Annotated in this window: 17 protein-coding genes, 1 tRNA gene, 1 other RNA gene and 1 riboswitch; of the genes, 6 read left to right on the forward strand and 13 right to left on the reverse strand. The window is 58.3% G+C overall.

Annotation, left to right across the window (positions count from 1 at the left end; genetic code table 11):
- Positions 1 to 61: 61 nt before the first annotated feature.
- From dppA to C1N56_RS18520, 6 genes are all read right to left on the reverse strand, one after another.
- On the reverse strand, positions 62 to 1672 hold the full coding sequence (dppA, locus tag C1N56_RS18495; RefSeq protein WP_058758078.1) for a dipeptide ABC transporter periplasmic-binding protein DppA: 1611 nt from the start codon (positions 1670 to 1672) through the stop codon (positions 62 to 64).
- A 1050-nt stretch (positions 1673 to 2722) separates the two neighbouring features.
- Positions 2723 to 2852: non-coding RNA, RtT sRNA (locus C1N56_RS18500), on the reverse strand.
- Between the two features lie 38 nt (positions 2853 to 2890).
- Positions 2891 to 2967, reverse strand: a tRNA-Pro gene (locus C1N56_RS18505).
- 124 nt (positions 2968 to 3091) lie between these two features.
- Positions 3092 to 4786 carry a kdo(2)-lipid A phosphoethanolamine 7''-transferase gene (eptB, locus tag C1N56_RS18510; RefSeq protein WP_150059532.1) on the reverse strand — a complete coding sequence of 565 codons (1695 nt, stop codon included), beginning with the start codon at positions 4784 to 4786 and terminating at the stop codon, positions 3092 to 3094.
- A 269-nt stretch (positions 4787 to 5055) separates the two neighbouring features.
- The gene (locus C1N56_RS18515; RefSeq protein WP_394517488.1) at positions 5056 to 5484 is read right to left on the reverse strand and encodes an organic hydroperoxide resistance protein; all 429 of its coding nucleotides are present in this window, start codon (positions 5482 to 5484) and stop codon (positions 5056 to 5058) included.
- A gap of 95 nt (positions 5485 to 5579) precedes the next feature.
- Positions 5580 to 6044, reverse strand: coding sequence for a MarR family winged helix-turn-helix transcriptional regulator (locus C1N56_RS18520; RefSeq protein ID WP_010616544.1), 465 nt, complete (start codon positions 6042 to 6044; stop codon positions 5580 to 5582).
- 60 nt (positions 6045 to 6104) lie between these two features.
- Here C1N56_RS18520 and C1N56_RS18525 point away from each other — a divergent pair, with 60 nt between their 5' ends.
- Complete coding sequence (locus C1N56_RS18525; RefSeq protein WP_021507025.1) at positions 6105 to 6698, forward strand: HD domain-containing protein; 594 nt, start codon at positions 6105 to 6107, stop codon at positions 6696 to 6698.
- A 46-nt stretch (positions 6699 to 6744) separates the two neighbouring features.
- Here the strand turns inward: C1N56_RS18525 and C1N56_RS18530 are convergent, their stop codons facing one another.
- From C1N56_RS18530 to C1N56_RS18560, 7 genes are all read right to left on the reverse strand, one after another.
- A complete protein-coding gene (locus C1N56_RS18530) occupies positions 6745 to 7041 on the reverse strand; it encodes an HTH-type transcriptional regulator (RefSeq protein ID WP_021507026.1) in 297 nt (98 codons plus the stop codon).
- Positions 7042 to 7306: 265 nt separating this feature from the next.
- A complete protein-coding gene (gene uca, locus C1N56_RS18535) occupies positions 7307 to 10906 on the reverse strand; it encodes an urea carboxylase (RefSeq protein WP_394516958.1) in 3600 nt (1199 codons plus the stop codon).
- Between the two features lie 80 nt (positions 10907 to 10986).
- Positions 10987 to 11622: an urea amidolyase associated protein UAAP2 gene (locus C1N56_RS18540; protein ID WP_021507029.1), complete on the reverse strand. Its 636-nt coding sequence runs from the start codon at positions 11620 to 11622 to the stop codon at positions 10987 to 10989.
- On the reverse strand, positions 11622 to 12329 hold the full coding sequence (locus tag C1N56_RS18545; RefSeq protein ID WP_104094240.1) for an urea amidolyase associated protein UAAP1: 708 nt from the start codon (positions 12327 to 12329) through the stop codon (positions 11622 to 11624). Before C1N56_RS18545 ends, C1N56_RS18540 begins: the two co-directional genes overlap by 1 nt.
- A gap of 11 nt (positions 12330 to 12340) precedes the next feature.
- Complete coding sequence (locus tag C1N56_RS18550) at positions 12341 to 13102, reverse strand: ABC transporter ATP-binding protein (RefSeq protein ID WP_264249842.1); 762 nt, start codon at positions 13100 to 13102, stop codon at positions 12341 to 12343.
- 10 nt (positions 13103 to 13112) lie between these two features.
- Positions 13113 to 13925, reverse strand: coding sequence for an ABC transporter permease (locus C1N56_RS18555; protein WP_058771035.1), 813 nt, complete (start codon positions 13923 to 13925; stop codon positions 13113 to 13115).
- Between the two features lie 14 nt (positions 13926 to 13939).
- Complete coding sequence (locus C1N56_RS18560) at positions 13940 to 14998, reverse strand: putative urea ABC transporter substrate-binding protein (RefSeq protein ID WP_058758070.1); 1059 nt, start codon at positions 14996 to 14998, stop codon at positions 13940 to 13942.
- A 63-nt stretch (positions 14999 to 15061) separates the two neighbouring features.
- Positions 15062 to 15156, reverse strand: a riboswitch (guanidine-I (ykkC/yxkD leader).
- A 270-nt stretch (positions 15157 to 15426) separates the two neighbouring features.
- Here C1N56_RS18560 and C1N56_RS18565 point away from each other — a divergent pair.
- The 5 genes from C1N56_RS18565 to rraA all read left to right on the forward strand — a co-directional run bounded on the left by C1N56_RS18565 (position 15427) and on the right by rraA (position 21014).
- Entirely contained in the window at positions 15427 to 16143 is a 717-nt protein-coding gene (locus C1N56_RS18565; protein WP_010616539.1) for a DUF3053 domain-containing protein, read from the forward strand.
- Positions 16144 to 16576: 433 nt separating this feature from the next.
- On the forward strand, positions 16577 to 18511 hold the full coding sequence (locus C1N56_RS18570; RefSeq protein WP_058771034.1) for a PTS mannitol transporter subunit IICBA: 1935 nt from the start codon (positions 16577 to 16579) through the stop codon (positions 18509 to 18511).
- Positions 18512 to 18605: 94 nt separating this feature from the next.
- Positions 18606 to 19754: a mannitol-1-phosphate 5-dehydrogenase gene (gene mtlD, locus C1N56_RS18575; protein ID WP_058758068.1), complete on the forward strand. Its 1149-nt coding sequence runs from the start codon at positions 18606 to 18608 to the stop codon at positions 19752 to 19754.
- A 60-nt stretch (positions 19755 to 19814) separates the two neighbouring features.
- The gene (gene mtlR, locus C1N56_RS18580) at positions 19815 to 20363 is read left to right on the forward strand and encodes a mannitol operon repressor MtlR (RefSeq protein WP_193717991.1); all 549 of its coding nucleotides are present in this window, start codon (positions 19815 to 19817) and stop codon (positions 20361 to 20363) included.
- 165 nt (positions 20364 to 20528) lie between these two features.
- Positions 20529 to 21014 (forward strand): ribonuclease E activity regulator RraA, encoded by a 486-nt coding sequence (rraA, locus tag C1N56_RS18585; RefSeq protein ID WP_021507037.1) that lies wholly within the window; start codon positions 20529 to 20531, stop codon positions 21012 to 21014.
- Positions 21015 to 21041 lie beyond the last annotated feature (27 nt).

Genomic DNA, 21041 nt, shown 5'->3' on the forward strand with positions numbered 1-21041 from the left:
GGCGGCGAAGGTGCCGCCCGAGGGCCAGCATGGCTGGCCCTGACCGCGATAATCCGAAAGGTTATTCCTGGATGTCGACGTTTTCGAAGTGATGTTTACCTAATGGATCAACCACATAGCCACTCACTTTCTTGCTCACTGGCTCGTACACGGTTGAGTGCGCGATGATCAGTGCTGGCGCCTGGTCGTGCATCACCACCTGCGCCTGCTTGTAGAGCTCAATACGTTTGTTGTGATCGGCTTCAGCACGTGCTGGCTGAATCAGATCTTCAAACGGCTTGTAGCACCAGCGTGAGTAGTTGGAACCGTCTTTCGCTGCCGCGCAGCTGAACAGGGTGGCGAAGAAGTTATCCGGATCCCCGTTATCACCGGTCCAGCCCATCATCACGGTCTGGTGTTCACCGGCTTTAGCACGCTTTAGGTACTCGCCCCACTCGAAGGTAACGATTTTGGCTTTCACGCCGATTTTCGCCCAGTCAGCCTGAACCATTTCCGCCATACGACGGGCGTTCGGGTTGTACGGACGCTGTACCGGCATCGCCCACAGGTCAATGCTGAAGCCATCCGGCATGCCCGCTTCTTTCAGCAGCTCTTTGGCTTTGGCCGGATCGTAAGCGTAGTCTTTGACGTCATTGTTGTAGCCCCACATGGTTGGTGGAATCAGGTTTTTCGCTGCCTGACCGGCACCCTGATAGACCGCATCAATGATCGCTTGTTTGTTCACCGCCATGGTCAGTGCCTGACGCACTTTGACGTTATCCAGCGGTTTTTTCTCGGTGTTGAAAGACAGGTAACCGACGTTCAGCCCTGGCTGTTCCATCAGATTGATTTTGGTGTCTTTCTTCATGCTGGCGATATCAGCCGGGTTGGGATACGGCATCACCTGACATTCGCCTTTCTGCAGTTTGGCGTAGCGCACCGAAGCATCTGGCGTGATGGAGAATACCAGACGATCGATTTTTGGCTTGGTGCCCCAGAAGTCCGGGTTGGCTTTGTACAGAATACGTGAGTCTTTCTGATACTGCTGCAGCACGAACGGACCGGTACCTACTGGGTTGAGGTCCAGTTTTTCTGGCGTGCCGGCTTTCAGCATGTTGTCGGCGTACTCTTTCGACAGGATTGACGCGAAGTCCATGCCAAGGTCGGCGAGGAACGGCGCTTCCGGACGGGTCAGCGTGAAGCGTACGGTGTAGTCATCCACTTTTTCGATTTTGGCGATCAGCTTCGGCATGTCCATGCCTTCGAAGTATTCGTAGCTGCCGCCGGAGACACCGTGGTACTTGTTGTTTTTATCGAGCTGGCGCTCGAAGGAGAACACGACGTCATCAGCGTTGAAGGTGCGGGTCGGCTTGAAGTCTTTGGTGGTTTGCCACTTCACGCCCTGACGCAGATGGAAGGTATAGGTTTTACCATCTTCGCTGACGTCCCATTTTTCTGCCAGGCCCGGCTGCAGCTCAGTGGTACCGGTTTTGAACTCAACCAGACGGTTGTAGATCGGTACTGAGCTGGCATCGTAAGTGGTGCCGGATGTGAACAGCTGCGGGTTGAAGCCTTCCGGCGAACCTTCTGAACAGTAAACGAGGGTTTTCGCCTGAACGCCCGCGGCCACGGTCATAGCAATCAGGCTAAGACCGACCTTCAGCATCCTGGATTTGGCCAGGGAGTTGATCATGTTTTGCTCCATTGTGATGTGATGTTGTGTGCGTCGCCCGACCTCTGATTTTTTTATGCGGTTCGGGCAGGTCAGTTATGTAATGACCAAAATGCGAGCGGTTATTGTTGTAGCGCTGACGCCGTGGAACCTGCCAGCGCTGGCCGTCTCTGCATCTTATTGACGCATCAATTTGTCAACAGTTGCAATGAACGTCAATACAACGTGGGGTTATTTACACAGAGTGTGAGTAAGTGCAAGCAACGATAAAAAACAGTGTTTGCACGCTAAGCCAAAATTTAAAAAGGTGATAAAGCGCGCAATGCCGTGTGATTCTCTGGCAATAGCGCCTGATGACAGTGATTATCACCGTTAAAAAACGTCTTAAAGTTGTCGGTAAATGTTGAATATCTGAACGATTCCCCGTGCGTTATGACGTTCAGGCAGCGAAATATGCTGGCGTAATGGCATAAGAAATCAGCAAAAAGCAAAAGCCGGTCATAAGCAGAATGTGTCGCGAATTAAGAGAGCTGCTTTGATGCAGCAAGGGATGAAGAGCGGTGTTGAAGGATAATACGGTTTATCCCGGTGATGATTAATGGAACGCGTAAATTGATGACTTTGCTTGATCGCTGCCGGGATGTAAGTCTGGTTCAGGGAAGGTCATTAGATCGCCATGGATGATCGGTGTGGGTTCCGGCTTGGCCGTCCGGTCGCCATGAATGGCGCCCCTACAGGGAATGTGCTGCTGAATGATGGACATAAATTCCGGCATGGCCATCCGGTCGCCATGAATGGCGACCCTACAGGATTATGCACTTTTGTAGGATGCGTATTTATACGCACCTGGGGATGTGCACGGCAGCCAGTAAACCTTCAGCCATCGCCGAAGCCGGATAAAGGGTGGAATGCGGGGCCGTGGAGTAAAGCGTCACACGCCATGGATGGCGTGTGCCGAGCGATCAGGGACGAGACAGCGTCTTTACGGAGCGGCCCCGTATTTCACCCTGAAACTGCAAAAACAACAGACGAAAAAAAACCTGCTTTTTGCAAAGCAGGTTTCCTGAATGATGGTCGGCGAGAGAGGATTACGCTTCTCTGCGAGAAGCGCCCTGCGGGCCGTTGCTGACGCAACGTTGTCTCGCTTCGCTCGGCTCAAACCTCCTTCGGAGGTTCTCATCCTCTATTTGCTACAGACGAAAAAAAACCTGCTTTTTGCAAAGCAGGTTTCTTGAATGATGGTCGGCGAGAGAGGATTCGAACCTCCGACCCACTGGTCCCAAACCAGTTGCGCTACCAAGCTGCGCTACTCGCCGATGGGGGCGAATATTACTGCCGTGACTTTAGAGCGTCAATCCCTTTTCCCGAAAATCCGCCTGATTGCCTGGAAAGCAAGCAGTGCCTTAAACACCTGCCTGCTCAATAAGATCCAGGCACGAATTACAGCGCTTTCGCACTGCTGGCAGTGGCAGGTGCCTGGCACCAGTTATTCGCTGCTTTAATACCGCCATCCGGCGAGGTATAGCCCAGACACCCTAAAATGGTGTCGAACAGCTCAACATGACGATGGGTTTTGCCGACGCGCTGCTGCGCCTGTAACCGCTCAAAGTTGCTGCGGTTAGTCGGGTCCTGCAAATACTTATCGGACGCCCAGACAATCATCGGCACGCGGAACTGCTCCGGCGGCGCCATCTCGCGCGGCGTACCGTGCAGGTGCATATTTTCGCTGATCGACTCACCGTGGTCCGCGGCATAAAACACAATCGCCTTCTTGTCACGCAGCTGATCCAGCACACTGTCCAGCATAGTATCAACATACAGAATCGAGTTGTCGTAGGCGTTAATCAGCTGGGCTTTGCTGCACTTATCGTCCACGCCGATACACTCGGGCTGATAGCGGGCAAACTCGCGCGGATAACGCTGCGAATAGAGATAGTGTGAACCTTTCGTGTGCAACACCACCAGATGCTTGCCTTTCGGGAAGCGCTGCAGCGAAGCCTGCAGCTCCGGCACCAGCAGCATATCGTCCACCGCTTTGCCCTGATTGCGCTTCTCAGAACCAATCTGCTCGCGGAACGAGAAGTTATTCACATCGGCGTTGTCGTAGAACCACACTTCGCTCTGCATGGCGAACAGCTCGGAGGTGAAGCCCAGCTCTTTCATCACCGCAAAAATGTTCTGCTCTTTCAGCGTACGGCCAGGGTTATCCATGGTGCCACCCTCGCGCACAAACATGCAGCGCAGCGACAGCTTGGTGGCGGTATCACAGGATTCACCGCGGAATGCCACCAGATTCTTCTCTTTCGACAGCTTCGGCGTGGTATCGCGGTTATAGCCCAGCATGCCCATATGATCCCAGCGCGTGGTCTCGCCAATCACAAACACTACATAGGTATCGTCAATGCCAGGCGGCGCCACATAGGTAAACTTCTTAGCCGGATCGAGCAACTCCTGGCTGTCCAGCTTCTCGTCCACCTTAGTCCAGGCGAACAGGCCCAGCGCCGCGATCCAGTTCGAAGGCAGATAAGAGTGCGCCACTACGCCGCCATAGCTTGGCAGATCGATATTGGTGATCTCTTCATTGGCTTTTTGCAGCTTGTCGAAGTAGCGAATCGGCAGCCATACCAGCGCCACGCTTAGCAGCAGGATCACTGTAGGTTTCAGGCGCTGACCGGGGGTTTTCAGCTGTTCAATCAGCGTCAGGCTCAGGTTATTGCGCCAGATCAGCAGCAGCGGCAGTGCGCTCACCAGCACCATCCACAACACAAAGTGCAGCCCGATAACCTCTTTAGAGAGATCGACATCGGTGGTCATGACCGACGCCACGATGCCGTAACCGATCACCACGTTAAAGAACGCCATGTAATAGGCGGCGGCCACCGAAATCACCACCAGCAGGCTGGCAATTACGCGATAAAACCATTTGCCACCCAGCGACAGCAGTCGCATCAGGAAGAAGGTCAGCAGTACGGCAGCGGTCACTTCCGCCGCAGCGGATAACCAGTTGGTGACGGTGGATTTCGTTAAGAAGCCGTCAAAACGGCGATAAAAGATTGGCAAATTCAATAAGATGCCAAGATAGAGCGCCAGCAAAAGCGACAACTTTTGCTGCGTTAAACTTTTAATGTAATTCATATAAATTTCTGTTCCCGACCTGGTGTCGATGCTTCAACCGTAAATGTGACTGTGCAAAGAGCGTAAGGTTCGCTTGCGTAGCAGAAAAGCGTGACCTGGCAAGTAGGATCGGGACGAATCTGAACCCAAATAATTACGATGATGCACGGAGCGCTGCAGTAGAACATTTAACCAATGGTAAGACCAGAAAATTCTTTAGTTCGATGGGATGCGGGATGTGGTTCGTGATAAAAAAGGCTCCCGCAGGAGCCTTTTATGCAGGCATCAACTTAGTTGATGATATTCAGCGTCACGTCGATGTTGCCGCGCGTGGCGTTTGAGTACGGACAAACAATGTGTGCCGCATCAACCAGCTTCTGCGCTTCCGTCGCATCCATCTCTGGCAGATGGATATTCAGTTTTGCTTCAATGCCAAAACCGGTGGGGATAGGGCCAATCCCTACTTCGCCCTCAATCCACGCGTCTTTTGGCATGGCGATTTTGTCGCGGCCGGCGACAAATTTCATCGCGCCGAGGAAGCAGGCAGAGTAGCCGGCAGCAAACAGCTGCTCCGGGTTCGTCACCTCGCCGCCCGCGCCGCCCATCTCTTTTGGCACGCCCAGCTTCACGTCCAGCACGTTATCAGACGAGGTGGCGCGGCCATCGCGGCCACCGGTTGCTTTGGCTTTGGCGGTGTAAATCACTTTTTCTAAAGACATCATAACCTCACTATTCGCTATATAATCGCGTGCTATTTATAAGGCACAGGGGAAACTTCACTCTCAGGATGCCGCCGCAGCGACATCCCTGATGCTCAGGTGGCGCGATTCAGGTTGCCGCGCAGATCGTCCAGCTGCTGTTTCAGCGCCGCCATGGTGTCGGTATCGCAGGCGGTCGCACACTGTACCGCTTCCGGAATGCTGGCGGCTTTTTCCTGCAGCGCACGTCCCTGGTCGGTCAGCGTGACCACGACCTGGCGCTCATCCTGACGCGAACGCTGGCGGCGCAGCAGACCAGCGCTCTCCAGTCGTTTCAGCAGTGGCGTCAGGGTGGCCGAATCGAGAAACAGCTTTTCACCAATCTCCGATACCGTCAGATCATCCTGATGCCACAGCACCAGCATCACCAGATATTGCGGATAGGTGATCTCCAGCGCCGCCAGCAGCTGGCGATAGACTTTATGCATCGCCAGGTTCGCTGAATAGAGCGCGAAACACAGATGCTGATCAAGCTGGAGTGGCGCAGGCTTCACTTTTTTGTCATCTTGATTACTGTTCATGCGACTCAATATAGATAGCGCGCTAGATAATTGCAAGCAACTTTTTCCTGGAGTGTGAAGATGCGTGATTCACTGGAAGAGCAGGCGCGCCGTTATGCCACGCAGGCACATGCCGATGCGGGCCAGCGTCGCAAATACACCGACGAACCCTATATTGTGCATCCGGCTGCCGTCGCGGAGCTGGTGCGCAGCGTAAGCGATGACGAAGCGATGATCGCTGCCGCCTGGCTGCACGACACGGTGGAGGACACCGCCAGTACTTTACAGGATATTGAAGAACACTTTGGTGCGCGCGTTGCACACCTGGTGGACATGCTTACCGACAGCGCCCAGCCGCAGGCGAAAAATCGTACCGCCCGTAAGCTGGCGCACTTTCGCCACACCGCCGAAGCCTCGCCCGAGGCGCAAACCATCAAGCTGGCCGATATCATCGATAACACCCGTGCCATCGTGCAGTTTGATCCCAACTTTGCCCGGGTTTATCTGGTCGAGAAACAGATTCAGATTCAGCTGTTACAGCAGGGCGATCGGCGTTTGTGGCAGCAGGCGAATCACATCATTGAACAGGGCATCGCGCAGCTGGCAAAACCGCCGTACAGCGTGCCGGAGAGCTGGTTTGTCAAACAGGCGGCGAAATACGGTGGCTTAAGCTAAAAAAAACCCGCCGTGCAGGCGGGTCACAGAGAACCGATAGTCGGCGTTATTCCAGCAGCTGTCGGCCCAGATACGGATTGGCCTGCAGCAGTTTCATCAGTTTGCGAGCCGTGGCGGATGGGCGCGTACGTTGCGCTTCCCAGCTTTTTACTGACGAGACGCTCACCCCCATCACGCGGGCGAATTCATCCACCTGCATGCCGGTCATCTCGCGTAAACGCTGCGGTTCGGGAACGGAAACGGTATTGAGTGCAATTTCTGATACGGGAGTCTGTGCATCACGTGTCAAAACAATTTGCTCAAGACTGCTGAGTAATTCGACCATTGGATCTTTTATTTCCATAGAGAACTCCTTAAAACTCACTATGAAGCACGTGAAAGTAGAGAGGTAAGCGCCACCAGGCGCTGAAACCGGCCTTATCAGGCTGTATCCCGAAACAGTTTTCCCTTATCAGGGCGAAAATAGTGTTTTAATGAAACCGTTACGGGACACAGCCTGTTGCACACTGCGAAAAGATGTCAGGGCAATGCAACATTGAACCGGGTCTCTAAGTATGGGTCAGATCCCCGGTTTTGCTGCCTGTTTCCTGATTATTTTTTCTTCTTTCTTATACTGCAAACGGATCGATCACCATAAGTAACTGACCCGCCTGCACTTGCTGCCCGGCCTGGCGTTGCAGGCTGTGGATTTTGCCACTGACCGGCGCCACGATCGGGATTTCCATCTTCATGGATTCAAGAATGCCTACCGTGGCACCCGCGGTCACATCACTGCCTTCCGCTACCAGCCATTGCCACACGCTGCCCGCCACCTGGCTCTCCACGCTGTGGCAGCCCGCCGGCACCACCACTTCCTCGCTGCTCTGCGCCTGCAGCTGGCTGTCGAAGGTGAACTGGCCATCGGCGCGCCAGCGTGCCAGCTCGGCGTCAAACGCCTGCTGACGCTGCTGCTGGAATGCGTCGATCTCCGTCGCCTGGGCAGTCAGCAGCGCCTGATAGTCGGCCAGCCTGAACTCACCGGTTTCCACGCGCAGCGGATAATCGCCCCACGGGAAACGTTCGCGGATTTGCAGCAGTTCGTCGGCACTGACCGGATAAAAACGGATTTGGTCGAAGAAGCGCAGCAGCCACGGCTGGGTAAAGGCGCTGGTGCGGCGATCGCGATTCCACATCTGCAACGTACGTCCGACGAACTGATAGCCGCCCGGCCCTTCCATGCCATAAACACACAGATACGCGCCGCCGATGCCCACCGAGTTTTCCGCCGTCCAGGTACGCGCCGGATTGTATTTGGTGGTCACCAGGCGGTGTCGCGGATCGAGTGGCGTCGCCACCGGCGCGCCGAGATAGACATCGCCCAGCCCCATCACCAGATACGAGGCGCTGAACACAATTTGTTTCACCGCCTCCACGCTATCGAGCCCGTTAATACGCCGGATAAACTCAATGTTGCTCGGGCACCAGGGCGCATTCGGACGCACCGACTGGCTATAGCGTGTCACGGCTTCACGGCAGGCGGCATCATCCCAGCTGAGCGGCAGCCACACGGTGCGCGACGGCACAGCCGCGTCGGCGAGGTCGCCCAGCAGATTATCAGCGTGCAAAATTTGCGCCAACAGCTCACTTCTTGCGCACTGCTGCGCATCATAATGCACCTGTAACGAGCGGATGCCGGGCGTCAGTTCCAGCTGACCCGCCAGCGGATGCGCCTCCAGCCACTGCATGAGAGCGTGAACGCGGAAACGCAGCGCAATGTCCAGCGTCAGCGCGCCATACTCCACCAGCAGAAAACGGTCTCCCGCGGCGCGCACGCACAGTGCAGGCCGCCCGGCGGTTGCTGCATGCTGGTGCAATATCGGATCGATCAGCGGCAGTGCTGGCGCCACGCGCACCGCTTCCGGTTGCAGATGCGCGATCTCGTGACGCTGCGCCTGCGCCAGACGATCGGCATCAGCAAGGGCGATCGGCACAAAGCGCAGTCGATCGCCCGCTTTGAGCTGACCCAGCTTCCACAGATCGGCGTCGATCACCGTCGCCGGACAGACAAAGCCGCCCAGCGAAGGGCCGTCCGGACCAAGGATCACCGGCATATCACCGGTAAAATCCACCGTGCCAAAGGCATAGGCGTTGTCGTGAATATTGGACGGATGCATGCCCGCCTCACCGCCGTCGCTGCGCGCCCAGTCAGGTTTCGGGCCGATCAGCCGAATCCCGGTGCGGCTGGAGTTGTAGTGCACCTGCCACTCGGCAGCGAAAAATTCGCTTATATCGTCATCGGTAAAAAAGGCGGGCGCGCCGTGCGGACCATAAATAACGCGCAGCTGCCATTCACCGTTAAGCGGCGGCAGCAGCGTCTCGGGCAGGCGCGCCGCCGCAGCCTGACGCGGCGCGGCCAGCTGCAGCACGTCGCCGGCGCGCAGCGCCCGCCCGGCGTGACCGCCAAACTTACCCAGCGTAAAGGTACTGCGGCTGCCCAGATAGCGTGGCGTATCCAGCCCGCCCGCCAGCAGCAGATAGCTGCGGCAGCCGTCGCGCACGTCGCCCAGCGTCAGGATTTGCCCGGCCTGCGCATGCAGCACCTGATGCATCGCCAGCGGCTGGCTGTCGAGGGTGGCTGCCAGCGGCGCGCCGCTCAGCACAAAGCTGCACGCCTGATTAAAGCGCAGCGTCGGACCGCGCAGCGTGATTTCCAGCCCGGCCGCCTGGGCCTCATTACCCAGCAGGTGATTGCCGAGCTGGAAGGCGCGGCTGTCGAACGGCCCGGAAGGCGGTACGCCGACGTGCCAGTAGCCGACGCGGCCCGGCGCATCCTGCACCGTGGTGAGGGTACCGCCGCTGAGGATATCCAGCGTCGGCGGCTGCCACGCCACGCTGCCGAGCGTGGCGGTAATGATGCGCCCCTGCTGCACGTCCGGCAGCGTACAGAGCTGACGCAGCCAGCGCAGGTTGGTCTCGATGCCATACAGCTCACTCTGCGCCAGCGCCACGATCATGCCGTCGAGCGCGCGCTGGCGATCGGCCGCGTGCACGAGGATCTTCGCCAGCATCGGATCGTAAAACGGTGAAACCTCCATGCCGCTCTCTACGCTGCTGTCGATGCGCAACGTGGCGTGATCGAGCGCCGTCGGGAACTGCACGTGGCTGAGCAGTCCGGCGCTCGGCTGAAACTGCTTCGCCGGATCCTCAGCGTACAGCCGCACCTGAATGGCATGGCCCTGCGCCACCGGTTGCAGCGTCGTCAGCGGCGGCAGACGCTGCTGCGCCAGTTCGACCATCCAGCGCACCAGATCCACGCCGTACACCAGTTCAGTGACGCCATGCTCGACCTGCAGGCGGGTATTCACCTCCAGGAACCAGAATTGCTGGCTGACCTCATCGTAGACATACTCCACCGTGCCGGCGCTGCGATAGTTAACCGCGCGCGCCAGCCGTACGGCGGTGGCCTGCAACTGCGCGCGCACCGCATCGCTGAGCCGCGGCGCGGGTGTCTCCTCCAGCACCTTCTGATTACGGCGCTGCGCCGAGCAGTCGCGTTCGCCCAGCGCAATCACGTTGCCGTGGCCATCGCCAAAAATCTGCACTTCGATATGGCGCGCCCGGGCGATAAATTTCTCTAAAAACACGCCATCGTCGGCGAAATTGTTACCTGCCAGACGTTTTACGCGGGTAAAGGCTTCCTCCAGCTCGTCCGCGCTGTTGCAGCGCTGCATCCCAATGCCGCCACCGCCGGCGGTGCTTTTCAGCATCACCGGATAGCCAATCTGATGCGCGGCGGCCTGTGCCTGCTGCAGGGAGGTCAGCAGGCCGCTGCCCGGCAGCAGTGGCACCGCGTTCTGCTCAGCCAGTTCGCGCGCGCGATGTTTCAGGCCAAACGCCCGCATCTGCGCCGCATCCGGCCCGAGAAAATGCAGGCCCGCCGCTTCGCAGCGCGTGACAAACTCCGGTTTTTCACTGAGAAAGCCATAGCCCGGATGCAGCGCCTGCGCGCCGCTCTGCGCGGCAATCGCCAGCAGTTTGTCCTGGTTGAGATAGGTGTCGCGCACCTGGCCCTCGCCCAGCGACCAGGCTTCATCGGCCAGCCGCACGTGGCGCGCATGGCGATCGGCTTCGGCATAGACGGCAATCGCCCGGATATTCATGGCCTGCAGGGTACGGATGATACGCACGGCAATCGCGCCACGGTTGGCAATCAATACGCGATCAATCATGACTGAATACTCTTATTGCGGCAGGTCGTCCTGCACCAGCTGTGACGGCGTAAAACGGGTCGTCCCGTTGCGTCAGAGAATCACCACACGCTGACGGCAATCGGCGTCGGGTTGTAACCGTTACAGGGATTGTTGAGCTGCGGACAGTTGGAGATCAGCACCAGAATGTTCATCTGCGCCACCATCTCAACATACTTACCCGGCGCGGAGATGCCATCGGCAAACGTCAGGCCGCCGTCGTGGGTCACCGGCACATTCATAAAGAAGTTAATGTTGTGCGTGATATCGCGGCGCGTCAGGCCAGACTCCGGATGCGCGGCGACCGCCAGCATCCAGCTGTCGCGGCAGGAGTGCATGTGGCGCTTTTCGAGGTCATAACGCACCGTATTACTCTCGCACGAGCAGGCGCCGCCGAGCGTATCGTGACGGCCACAGGTATCGGCGGTGATGGTCAGCATCGGCCGATCAAGATTAGAACGCAGCACGCTGCCGGCCGTGAGAAACACGTTGTGCTGGCCGCGCAGCGTCTCGCTCATGCTGTAGCGCTCGGCGGTATCGTCGGCGTTGAAAAACAGCGTATCCGCCGCCTGATTGCCTTCCAGATCGGTAATGCGCAGCGTTTCTCCGGCGGCAATGCGCTGCAGCCAGTAATCACCGGCGTCGATCTGCTGCTGCAGACGCGCCTGCGCCGGGTTTCGTTCACTCTCTTTAATCATCACACTTCTCCCTGCAGTTGATAAAGGGCGTTATTGCGCAGGCCGCGCTGGTTTTCCGCGCGCTGCAGACAGATTTCCGGCAGCGGCGCGCGCTGCGCATCCAGCGTCAGCTGCAGCGGCTGACGCGGATAATCGCTTGCCGGGCTGAGCGGGTGCGGACAGGTGTGCAGCAGCACCAGCGTGTCCATGGCGAAACGCAGCCGAACCTGCGCGCCGGCTTCGCCCTGCCGCTCCAGCGTTAAGCGGCCGCTGTCATCGGCGCGTACCTGCGCAAACAGATTGAGGCAGGCCGCCATGTCGCGCTGGCCAAGGCCATATTTCGCCAGCTCGACCAGGAAGCTGTCGTAGCCGTTTTGATGGCGCAGGTTGCGCGCCTGCTGATAATCGCTGACCCCATAGCGCGCGGCAGTCTGTGCCGCGTTCAGCGTGCCGCACACGCTCTCGTGCCAGCCGAAACTGTCGTGTTCAATACCGCAGAAAATGCGCCCCATGTCCGAGTAGAGACAGTGGCCGGCGGTGAGCCGGAAAGTATGCTGGCACTTGAGCGTGTCCGGCGCGTTATAGCGCTCCAGCAGGTTTTCCGGGTTATAAAACAGCAGGCTGGCGCTGGCGCCGCCCTCCACATCGGTCAGCGTCAGCGCGCTACCGCTGCGCATGACAAAAGACCAGTGCGCCCCGGCGGGCAGCAGGGTTTGGTATGGCTGCATCGTGCTCTCCTTTAAGCCACCTGCGTCGCGGACAGCACTTCAGCGGCGGGCTGAGTGCGATCCAGCGGCAGGTCGTAAGTGATAGTGGCGCCCCAGGCTTGCGGCGCGTGCGGATCGTGGCGCAGTTTGTCGAACACCAGCAGGCGCGACGCGAGGCTGAAACCCTCTTTCAGATCGTGGGTGATCATAAAAATGGTCAGCTGATGCTGCTGCCACAGCTGGGTGATCAGCTGATGCATCTCGCCGCGAATGCCCGGATCGAGCGCGCCAAAGGGTTCATCCAGTAGCAGAATGCGCGGCTGTTTCATCAGCGCCTGCGCCAGTGCCAGACGCTGCTGCATGCCGCCCGACAGCTGATGCGGATATTTGCTCTGCGCCTGCTCCAGTCCGACCTGCGCCAGCATTGCCTGCGCGCGCTGGCGAATCGCCTGACGTTTGCGTCCCCAGACGCGTCCCAGCCAGCGTGCGCTGCTGAACTCGTCAGCCAGCATTACGTTGCCCAGCACCGTCAGATGCGGAAACACCGAGTAGCGCTGAAACACCACGCCGCGATGGGCGTCCGGCTCGTCGGGAATCGGTGCGCCATCCAGCAGCAGCTCGCCTTTGGTCGGTGCTTCGGTGCCGAGCAGCATATTCAGAAACGTGGTTTTGCCGCAGCCGGAGGCACCGACAATCGCCACGAACTCGCCGCGCTCGACCTGCATATTCAGCCGCTCCAGCACCACCTGATCGCCGTAGTGTTTTTCCAGATTTTTCAGTTGCAGTAAGGGCATCGCGCGCTCCTTATTTGGCGTGATACCACGGCCAGCAGCGTCGGCTGACGAGCCGCAGCAGCAGGTCGAGGGCAAAGGCCAGCAGGGTGATCCACGCCACGTACGGCAGAATCACATCCATGGCCAGATAGCGGCGCATCAGGAAGATGCGATAACCGAGGCCTTCCGTGGCCGCAATCGCTTCGGCAGCAATCAGGAACAGCCACGCCGAACAGAGCGACAGCCGCACCGCATCGCACAGGCGCGGCATCAGCTGCGGCAGAATCACCCGCCACAGAATCTGCGCGCTATGCGCACCGAGCGTCTGCGCTTTGACCAGCTGCTCCTGCGGGATTTTCTGCACCTGCAACTGCAGATCGCGCGCGATCAGCGGCGTGATGCCGATAACGATCAGCACCACTTTGGAGACTTCGCCAAGGCCAAAGCAGATAAACAGAATGGGCAGAATCGCCAGCGGCGGCACCAGCGCAAACAGCGTCACCAGCGGCGCCAGCACCGCGCGCACCACCGGCAGCGCGCCGGTAAACAGGCCGATTGCCAGCGCCAGCAGCGCGCTGATAGCGACGCCACTCAGCAAACGCAGCAGGCTGGCGGCGGTATCGCTCCACAGCAGATACTCGCCGGTGCGCGGGCTGGGCTGAAACGCCATCCGGCTGATGGCCTCGCCCATGGCGTTGAATCCCGGCAGCAGTTTGTCTGCCGCGTTCAGGCTGAGGCGCGCATCCGACGCGAACAGATAGACCAGCAGCACCGCCAGCAGCGGCAGAATGCCAAGCAGCAGGCGGCCGAGCGGCAGCGGTTGGTAGTTGATCAATTTACGCATCGGCAGCGCCTCGCTTACAGCTGACCGGCAGCGGCCAGTTTGGTGAAGGTATCGGTAAAGCGCAGTTTGATGTTGCCGGCATCGCCCCAGTTACCGGCCGGGGTAGCGACCCCTACCGCATCGGCCCCCGGCGCGCCTTCACCCAGCAGGCCGTGTTTAAAGGAGAATTCGGCCACCAGTTGCATCGTGGCTTTTAACTGCGGGCTGTCGACAAAATCCAGCGTGGTTTTGGCATCGCTGAACAGGTGTGTTGCGGCAAGCTGCTGATCAAAACCGGCCAGATCGGTACCGGATGCCTGCGCCATCTGCGTGCGCGCCGCTTTGGCACTGTCGCTTTGTCCGGCCATGCTGTGCAGCGTCTCGTACCAGGCACCGGTCAGCGCTTTGCCGAGCTGAGGATATTTGTTGAGCGTGGCGGTGTTAACTACCAGCAGGTCAAGGATTTCGCCCGGGATCTGCGCCGAGGAGAACACCAGATGGCTGTCCGGCTGCTTCTCTGCTTCCGCCAGCAGCGGATTCCACGTGACGATGGCGTTAACGTCAGCAGTGCCAAACGCCGCCACCAGATCGGCATCGGCGGTGTTAACCACCCTGACGTCTTTCTCGCTCATGCCGGATTTCTCCAGCGCGCGCGCCAGCAGATAGTGTGAGACCGAGAGTTCGACGAGGTTGATGGGTTTGCCTTTCAGCGCGCTGACGCTGTCCGCGCCTTTAAGCAGAATGCCGTCGTTGCCGTTGGAGTAGTCGCCGACAATCAGCGCGGTGCTGTCGACGCCGCCAGTGGCCGGAATGGTCAGCGCATCCATGTTGGTCATGGTGCAGCCGTCAAAGCCACCTGCGGTGTACTGATTGACCGACTCGATATAGTCATTAACCTGCACAAACTGAATATCGATGCCGTACTTATCGGCCCACTTTTTCACAATGCCGCTTTGCTGGGCGTAATCCCACGGCATCCAGCCAGCGTAGATGGACCAGCAAAGCTTAAAGGAAGGTTTAGCGGCGGCCAGCGACGGAACGCTGAACAGGGCGACGCTGCAAATCAGCAGCAGGCGCAGACAGGCTTTAATCATGATGATTCCTCTGGCGTTAACGGACGAAAATCAGGCAGGAGGCGGCGAGCAACGTTCTCGCTTTCCTCCCGGGCTTTTTTCCCGCCGTGTAACCGTCAGAGGACGGTCGGTCACTCTCGGACCAGCATCTCGCGATCGGAACCCTAGTGACCCATTGCAAATTGTGTGGCGACGTCGGTTGCCCGCGATCGCTCCTGCATCTGCCAGTAAGCAGGCAATATCAATGCCAGGTTGCTATCAGCCTGAATTACATGCGTTATTGCACAGCGCTGCGCTCGCAGGCAGGCTGCGCTGCACAGTTGTGCAGCAGGCACGCACCAGCGTGAAGCACTGCAGACCAGCCGTTGTACAGCCGGGGCCATTGCACTATTCTTTAGGACCTTTCCCAGCGAATCGAATTTAGCCATCGTCACAACAGGAGTTGAATTATGGCGTCAGGAATTTCCCGCATCTGGATGCGTAGCGGCATGCTGCTGACCGGCGTGCTACTTGTGCTGCAGCTTACCGCCTGCGGCGATAAAGAGGGCGATCAGCGCAAAGCCTTTACTGATTTTTTGCAAAACACCGTGATGCGCAGCGGTGAACATCTGCCCAGCCTGAGCGAAAACCAGAAGCAAACCTTCGGTAATTACGCCAGTGATTACGCCATCCTGTATGGCTTCTCGCAGCAGGTGAATCAGGCGGTGGATCAGGGCATGCGCCCGGTGGTTGATGAGCTGGCGGCCATTCGCGTGCCGCAGGATTACCTGACACGCCGCGACAGCCTGCGCCAGGCGAGCGGCAATCTGAGCGTGCTGACGCAGCAGATTCAGAGCGCCAAAATGCAGGCCGACAGCAGCAAAGCCACGCTGAAGCAGCCGGACGATCTGAAGAAAGTGTACGACAGCGTGTACGCCAAAGTGGTGACGCAGCCAGCCAGCACGCTGATTCCGCTGCTGCCGCAGCTGCAGGCGCTGAGCCAGTCGGCAGTTCAGGCCGGCGATTATCTGCAGTCGCAGGGCGCGCGCGTCAGCTTCAATGACGGCGGCGTTCAGTTCCCGACGCAGGAGCAGGCCACGCAGTACAACACGCTGATGAGCAATCTCGCCAGCAACACGCAGGCGCTGACCCAGGCACAAAATGCCGTACAGGGTGGTTTGCAGTAAGCCGCTCAGCGGGCAGTTCTCCACTGCCCGCTTTTTCAGATTTTCGTCACTTCCTTACATCGCCTTTTTCTGTCAGCACAGAGTGTGATCTGGCGCATTTTCAACCAAAAATAGTTTGTGATCTCAATCACATTTGTGAAACAAACCGGCCCAGGTGAAAGGTGATTTTTGTCACATTTCTACCGCTGTTGCGCGCATTTTTTCGCCAGCGTTGCTTTCTTACAGGGTATTTTTGTGATCAAAGTCACCTTTAATCCCCCTGCCCACCCCAACTTAGCGTGATATGTATCACACTTTTTCCTGACGCTACGCAGTGTAATCAACTAGTGCTAGAGTCCGCGTGCATACAGTAATGCCACGGCCCCCGCCGTAACGTCTTAACAAAAACAAACGCGCTCTCTTATTGCAGCGCGTCTCAATAAGGGGTGGGTTTATGTCCTCATCAGTCAAGGTCAAGGTTCAGAGCTTTGGTCGCTTTCTGAGTAATATGGTGATGCCAAACATCGGTGCGTTTATCGCCTGGGGTATCATCACAGCATTGTTCATTCCAACCGGATGGATTCCTAACGAAACGCTGGCCAAGCTGGTCGGCCCGATGATTACCTACCTGCTGCCGTTGCTCATCGGCTTCACCGGTGGTCGTCTGGTGGGTGGCGATCGCGGCGGCGTGGTCGGTGCCATCACCACCATGGGCGTGATCGTCGGTGCCGATATGCCGATGTTCCTTGGCTCGATGATTGCCGGTCCGCTGGGCGGCTGGGCGATTAAGTCGTTTGACCGCGCGGTTGACGGCAAAATCAAAAGCGGCTTCGAGATGCTGGTCAACAACTTCTCGGCCGGTATTATCGGTATGCTGCTGGCGCTGCTGGCCTTCCTCGCTATCGGTCCGCTGGTAGAAGGTCTGTCACACATTCTCGCCGCCGGCGTAAACCTGATGGTGCAGAACAACCTGCTGCCGCTGACCTCAATCTTTGTTGAACCGGCGAAAATCCTGTTCCTCAATAATGCCATCAACCACGGTATCTTCTCGCCGCTGGGTATCCAGCAGGCCAGCGAAGCGGGCAAATCGATCTTCTTCCTGATTGAAGCGAACCCGGGTCCGGGTATGGGCGTGCTGGTTGCTTATATGATCTTCGGCCGCGGCAGCGCCAAGCAGTCGGCGGGCGGTGCAGCGATCATCCACTTCCTTGGCGGTATCCACGAAATCTACTTCCCGTACGTGCTGATGGCGCCGCGCCTGCTGCTGGCAGTGATCCTCGGCGGTATGACCGGCGTGTTCACCCTGACGCTGCTGAACGGCGGTCTGGTATCACCGGCCTCACCAGGTTCGATTCTGGCCGTGCTGGCGATGACGCCAAAAGGCGCTTACTTCGCTAACATCGCGGCTATCGTTGCGGCTTTCGCCGTCTCCTTCGTGGTCTCCTCGATTCTGCTGAAAACCAGCAAAGTAAAAGAAGAAGACGATATCGAAGCGGCGACCCAGCGCATGAAAGACATGAAAGCGCAGTCAAAAGGCCAGGCCGTTGCCGGTTCACCGGTGGTAGCCGATGCCAGCAGCGTTGACGTCAGCCACGTGCGCAAAATCATCGTCGCCTGTGATGCCGGTATGGGCTCCAGCGCGATGGGTGCAGGCGTGCTGCGCAAGAAGGTACAGGATGCGGGCCTGAGCAATATCTCTGTGACCAACAGCGCGATTAACTCGCTGCCGGGCGATGTTGATCTGGTGATTACTCACCGCGATCTGACCGAACGTGCGATGCGTCAGGCGCCACAGGCGCAGCACATCTCGCTGAACAACTTCCTCGACAGCGCGCTGTACACCAACCTGACTGAGCGTCTGGTGGCGGCGAACCGCAGCGAAGCCCACCGTGAAACGGTACAGACCGCGCTGGCAGACAGCTATGACGACGGCAGCGCGCACCTGTTCAAACTGGGCGCTGACAACGTGTTCCTCGGCCTGAGCGCCAGCAATAAAGAGCAGGCGATTCGCTTCGCCGGCGAGCAGCTGGTGAAAGGTGGCTACGTGCAGCCGGAATACGTTGAAGCGATGCTGGCGCGCGAGCAGCTGACGCCAACTTACCTCGGTGAATCCATCGCCGTGCCGCACGGCACCGTCGAAGCCAAAGACCGCGTGCTGAAAACCGGCGTTGTATTCTGCCAGTATCCGGCTGGCGTGCAGTTTGGCGATGAGCCGGACGAAGTCGCGCGACTGGTGATTGGTATTGCCGCACGCAATAACGAACACATTCAGGTGATCACCAGCCTGACCAATGCGCTCGATGACGACAGCGTAATCGAGAAGCTGGCGAACACCACCAGCGTGCAGGACGTGCTGGATCTGCTGTCTGGCAGCACTGCCAACGCGTAATTCGCGGTTTTAACTTCCCTGGGGCGGGCAAGCCCGTCCCCACTTTCCGGGGCGGACATGCCCGCCCTTTCGTCATTTGATATGGGTCAAATTTATGAAAGCGTTACATTTTGGAGCAGGTAACATCGGCCGTGGATTTATCGGTAAGCTGCTGGCGGATGCCGGTATCGAACTGGTGTTTGCTGATGTGAATCAGGTGGTGCTTGATGCCCTTAACGCCCGTCATGAGTATCCGGTTCACGTGGTGGGCGAGCAGGCGCAGGTTGAAATCGTTACCGGCGTCAGCGCGGTGAACAGCACCAGCGACGACATCGTCACGCTGATCGCTGAGGTTGATATCGTTACCACGGCGGTTGGTCCGCAGATCCTTGAGCGCATCGCGGGCAGCGTGGCGCAGGGTCTGGCCAAACGCAGTGACAACGGTAATGTCCGTCCGCTGAATATCATCGCCTGTGAAAACATGGTGCGCGGCACCAGCCAGCTGAAGCAGCACGTACTGAAGGCGCTGCCGCAGCAGTATCATGCGTGGGTTGAAGAGCATGTTGGCTTTGTCGATTCGGCAGTTGACCGCATCGTGCCGCCATCTGAAGCCGGCAGCACCGATCCGCTGGAAGTTACCGTAGAAACCTTCAGCGAGTGGATCGTCGACAAAACCCAGTTTAAAGGCGCGCTGCCGGACATTCCTGGCATGGAGCTGACCGATAACCTGATGGCATTCGTCGAGCGCAAGCTATTTACCCTCAACACCGGCCACGCCATTACCGCTTATCTCGGTAAGCTCGCCGGTCACGCCACCATTCGCGAAGCCATTCTCGACCAGAAAGTACGTGCCGTGGTGCAGGGCGCGATGCAGGAGAGCGGCGCTGTGCTGATCAAGCGTTATGGTTTCGATGCGGAGAAACATGCCGCGTATATCCAGAAAATCCTCACGCGTTTCGAAAACCCGTACCTGAAAGATGACGTCGAGCGCGTCGGCCGTCAGCCGCTGCGCAAGCTGAGTGCCGGCGATCGCCTGATCAAGCCAACGCTGGGCACGCTGGAGTATCAGCTGCCGCACGCCAGCCTGGTGCAGGGTATTGCTGCCGCGATGCACTATCGCAGCGAAGCCGATCCGCAGGCGCAGGAGCTGGCGTCACTGATCGCGCAGAAAGGCCCACAGGCGGCGCTGGCGGAGATTTCTGGCCTCGATGCCAATAGCGAAGTGGTGAGCTCAGTGGTGAGCGCTTACCACGCTATGGCATAATGCGCGCCCTTTAGTGGTCAATTCGGGCACGGCAGCCGCGTGCCCGTCGACGGTAGCTGAATGATGCAGGCAATAATGGAAGAGAAGCAGGCTTTTGAAAACCGGGTGCTTGAGCGGCTGAACGCCGGTCGTTCGGTGAGAAGCTTCCTGATCGCCGCTGTCGAACTGCTGGCGGAAGCAGTCAATCTGCTGGTGCTGCAGGTCTTTCGCAAAGACGACTACGCGGTGAAATATGCGGTGGAACCGCTGCTGCTGGGCGACGGCCCGCTGGGCGAGCTGTCGGTACGCCTGAAGCTCATCTACGGCCTGGGGGTGATCAATCGCCACGAATACGAAGACTGCGAGCTGCTGCTGGCGCTGCGTGAGGAGCTGAATCACGACACCAGCGACTACCGCTTTACCGACGATGAAATACTCGGCCCGTTCGGCGAACTGCACTGCGTGCTGGCCTGGCCGCCGCAACCCGATTTCACCCGCGACGACGCCGCGCTGCGCGCCATGCAGCAGCAGCGCTACCTGCAGATGGTGCGCTCCACCATGGTGCTGTCGCTGACCGAGCTGATTTCCCGTATCTCGCACAAACAGGCCTTCAAGAAGCCCGCCGTGTAACGCTTCCCCTGCGGCGCTGTCGCCACGCGCCGCTGTTCTCTCCGCCGCAGACAAAATATTACGCAGGATATTGATGCAGCGCTTTTTTTGGCGGTTGATGATTTTGCCAACAATCGTCAGATAGCGATATACTTACCGCTCCTGTGGCAAACAGACGACATCCCTATGAAATACGATACATCTGAACTCTGCGACATCTACCATGAAGAAGTGAACGTTGTTGAACCGCTTTTTTCGAACTTTGGTGGGCGCACCTCATTCGGTGGTCAAATTACCACAGTGAAATGTTTCGAAGACAACGGCCTGCTGTATGACCTGCTCGAAGAGAACGGTCGCGGTCGCGTGCTGCTGGTCGATGGTGGCGGCTCAGTGCGGCGCGCGCTGGTTGACGCACAGTTAGCAAGACTGGCGGCGCAAAACGAGTGGGAAGGCATCGTGGTGTACGGCTCGGTTCGCCAGGTCGATGAGCTGGAAGAGCTGGAGATCGGCATTCAGGCGATTGCGGCCATTCCGGCTGGCGCCGCAGGCGAAGGCATCGGCGAGAGCGACGTGCGGGTTAACTTCGGCGGCGTCACCTTCTTCTCAGGCGATCATCTCTACGCCGACAACACCGGCATGATCCTGTCTGAAGACGCACTCGACATCGAGTAAGCGACAAACAAAAACGGGTGCCGCGGC

Source organism: Pantoea sp. SGAir0175 (assembly GCF_043547855.1).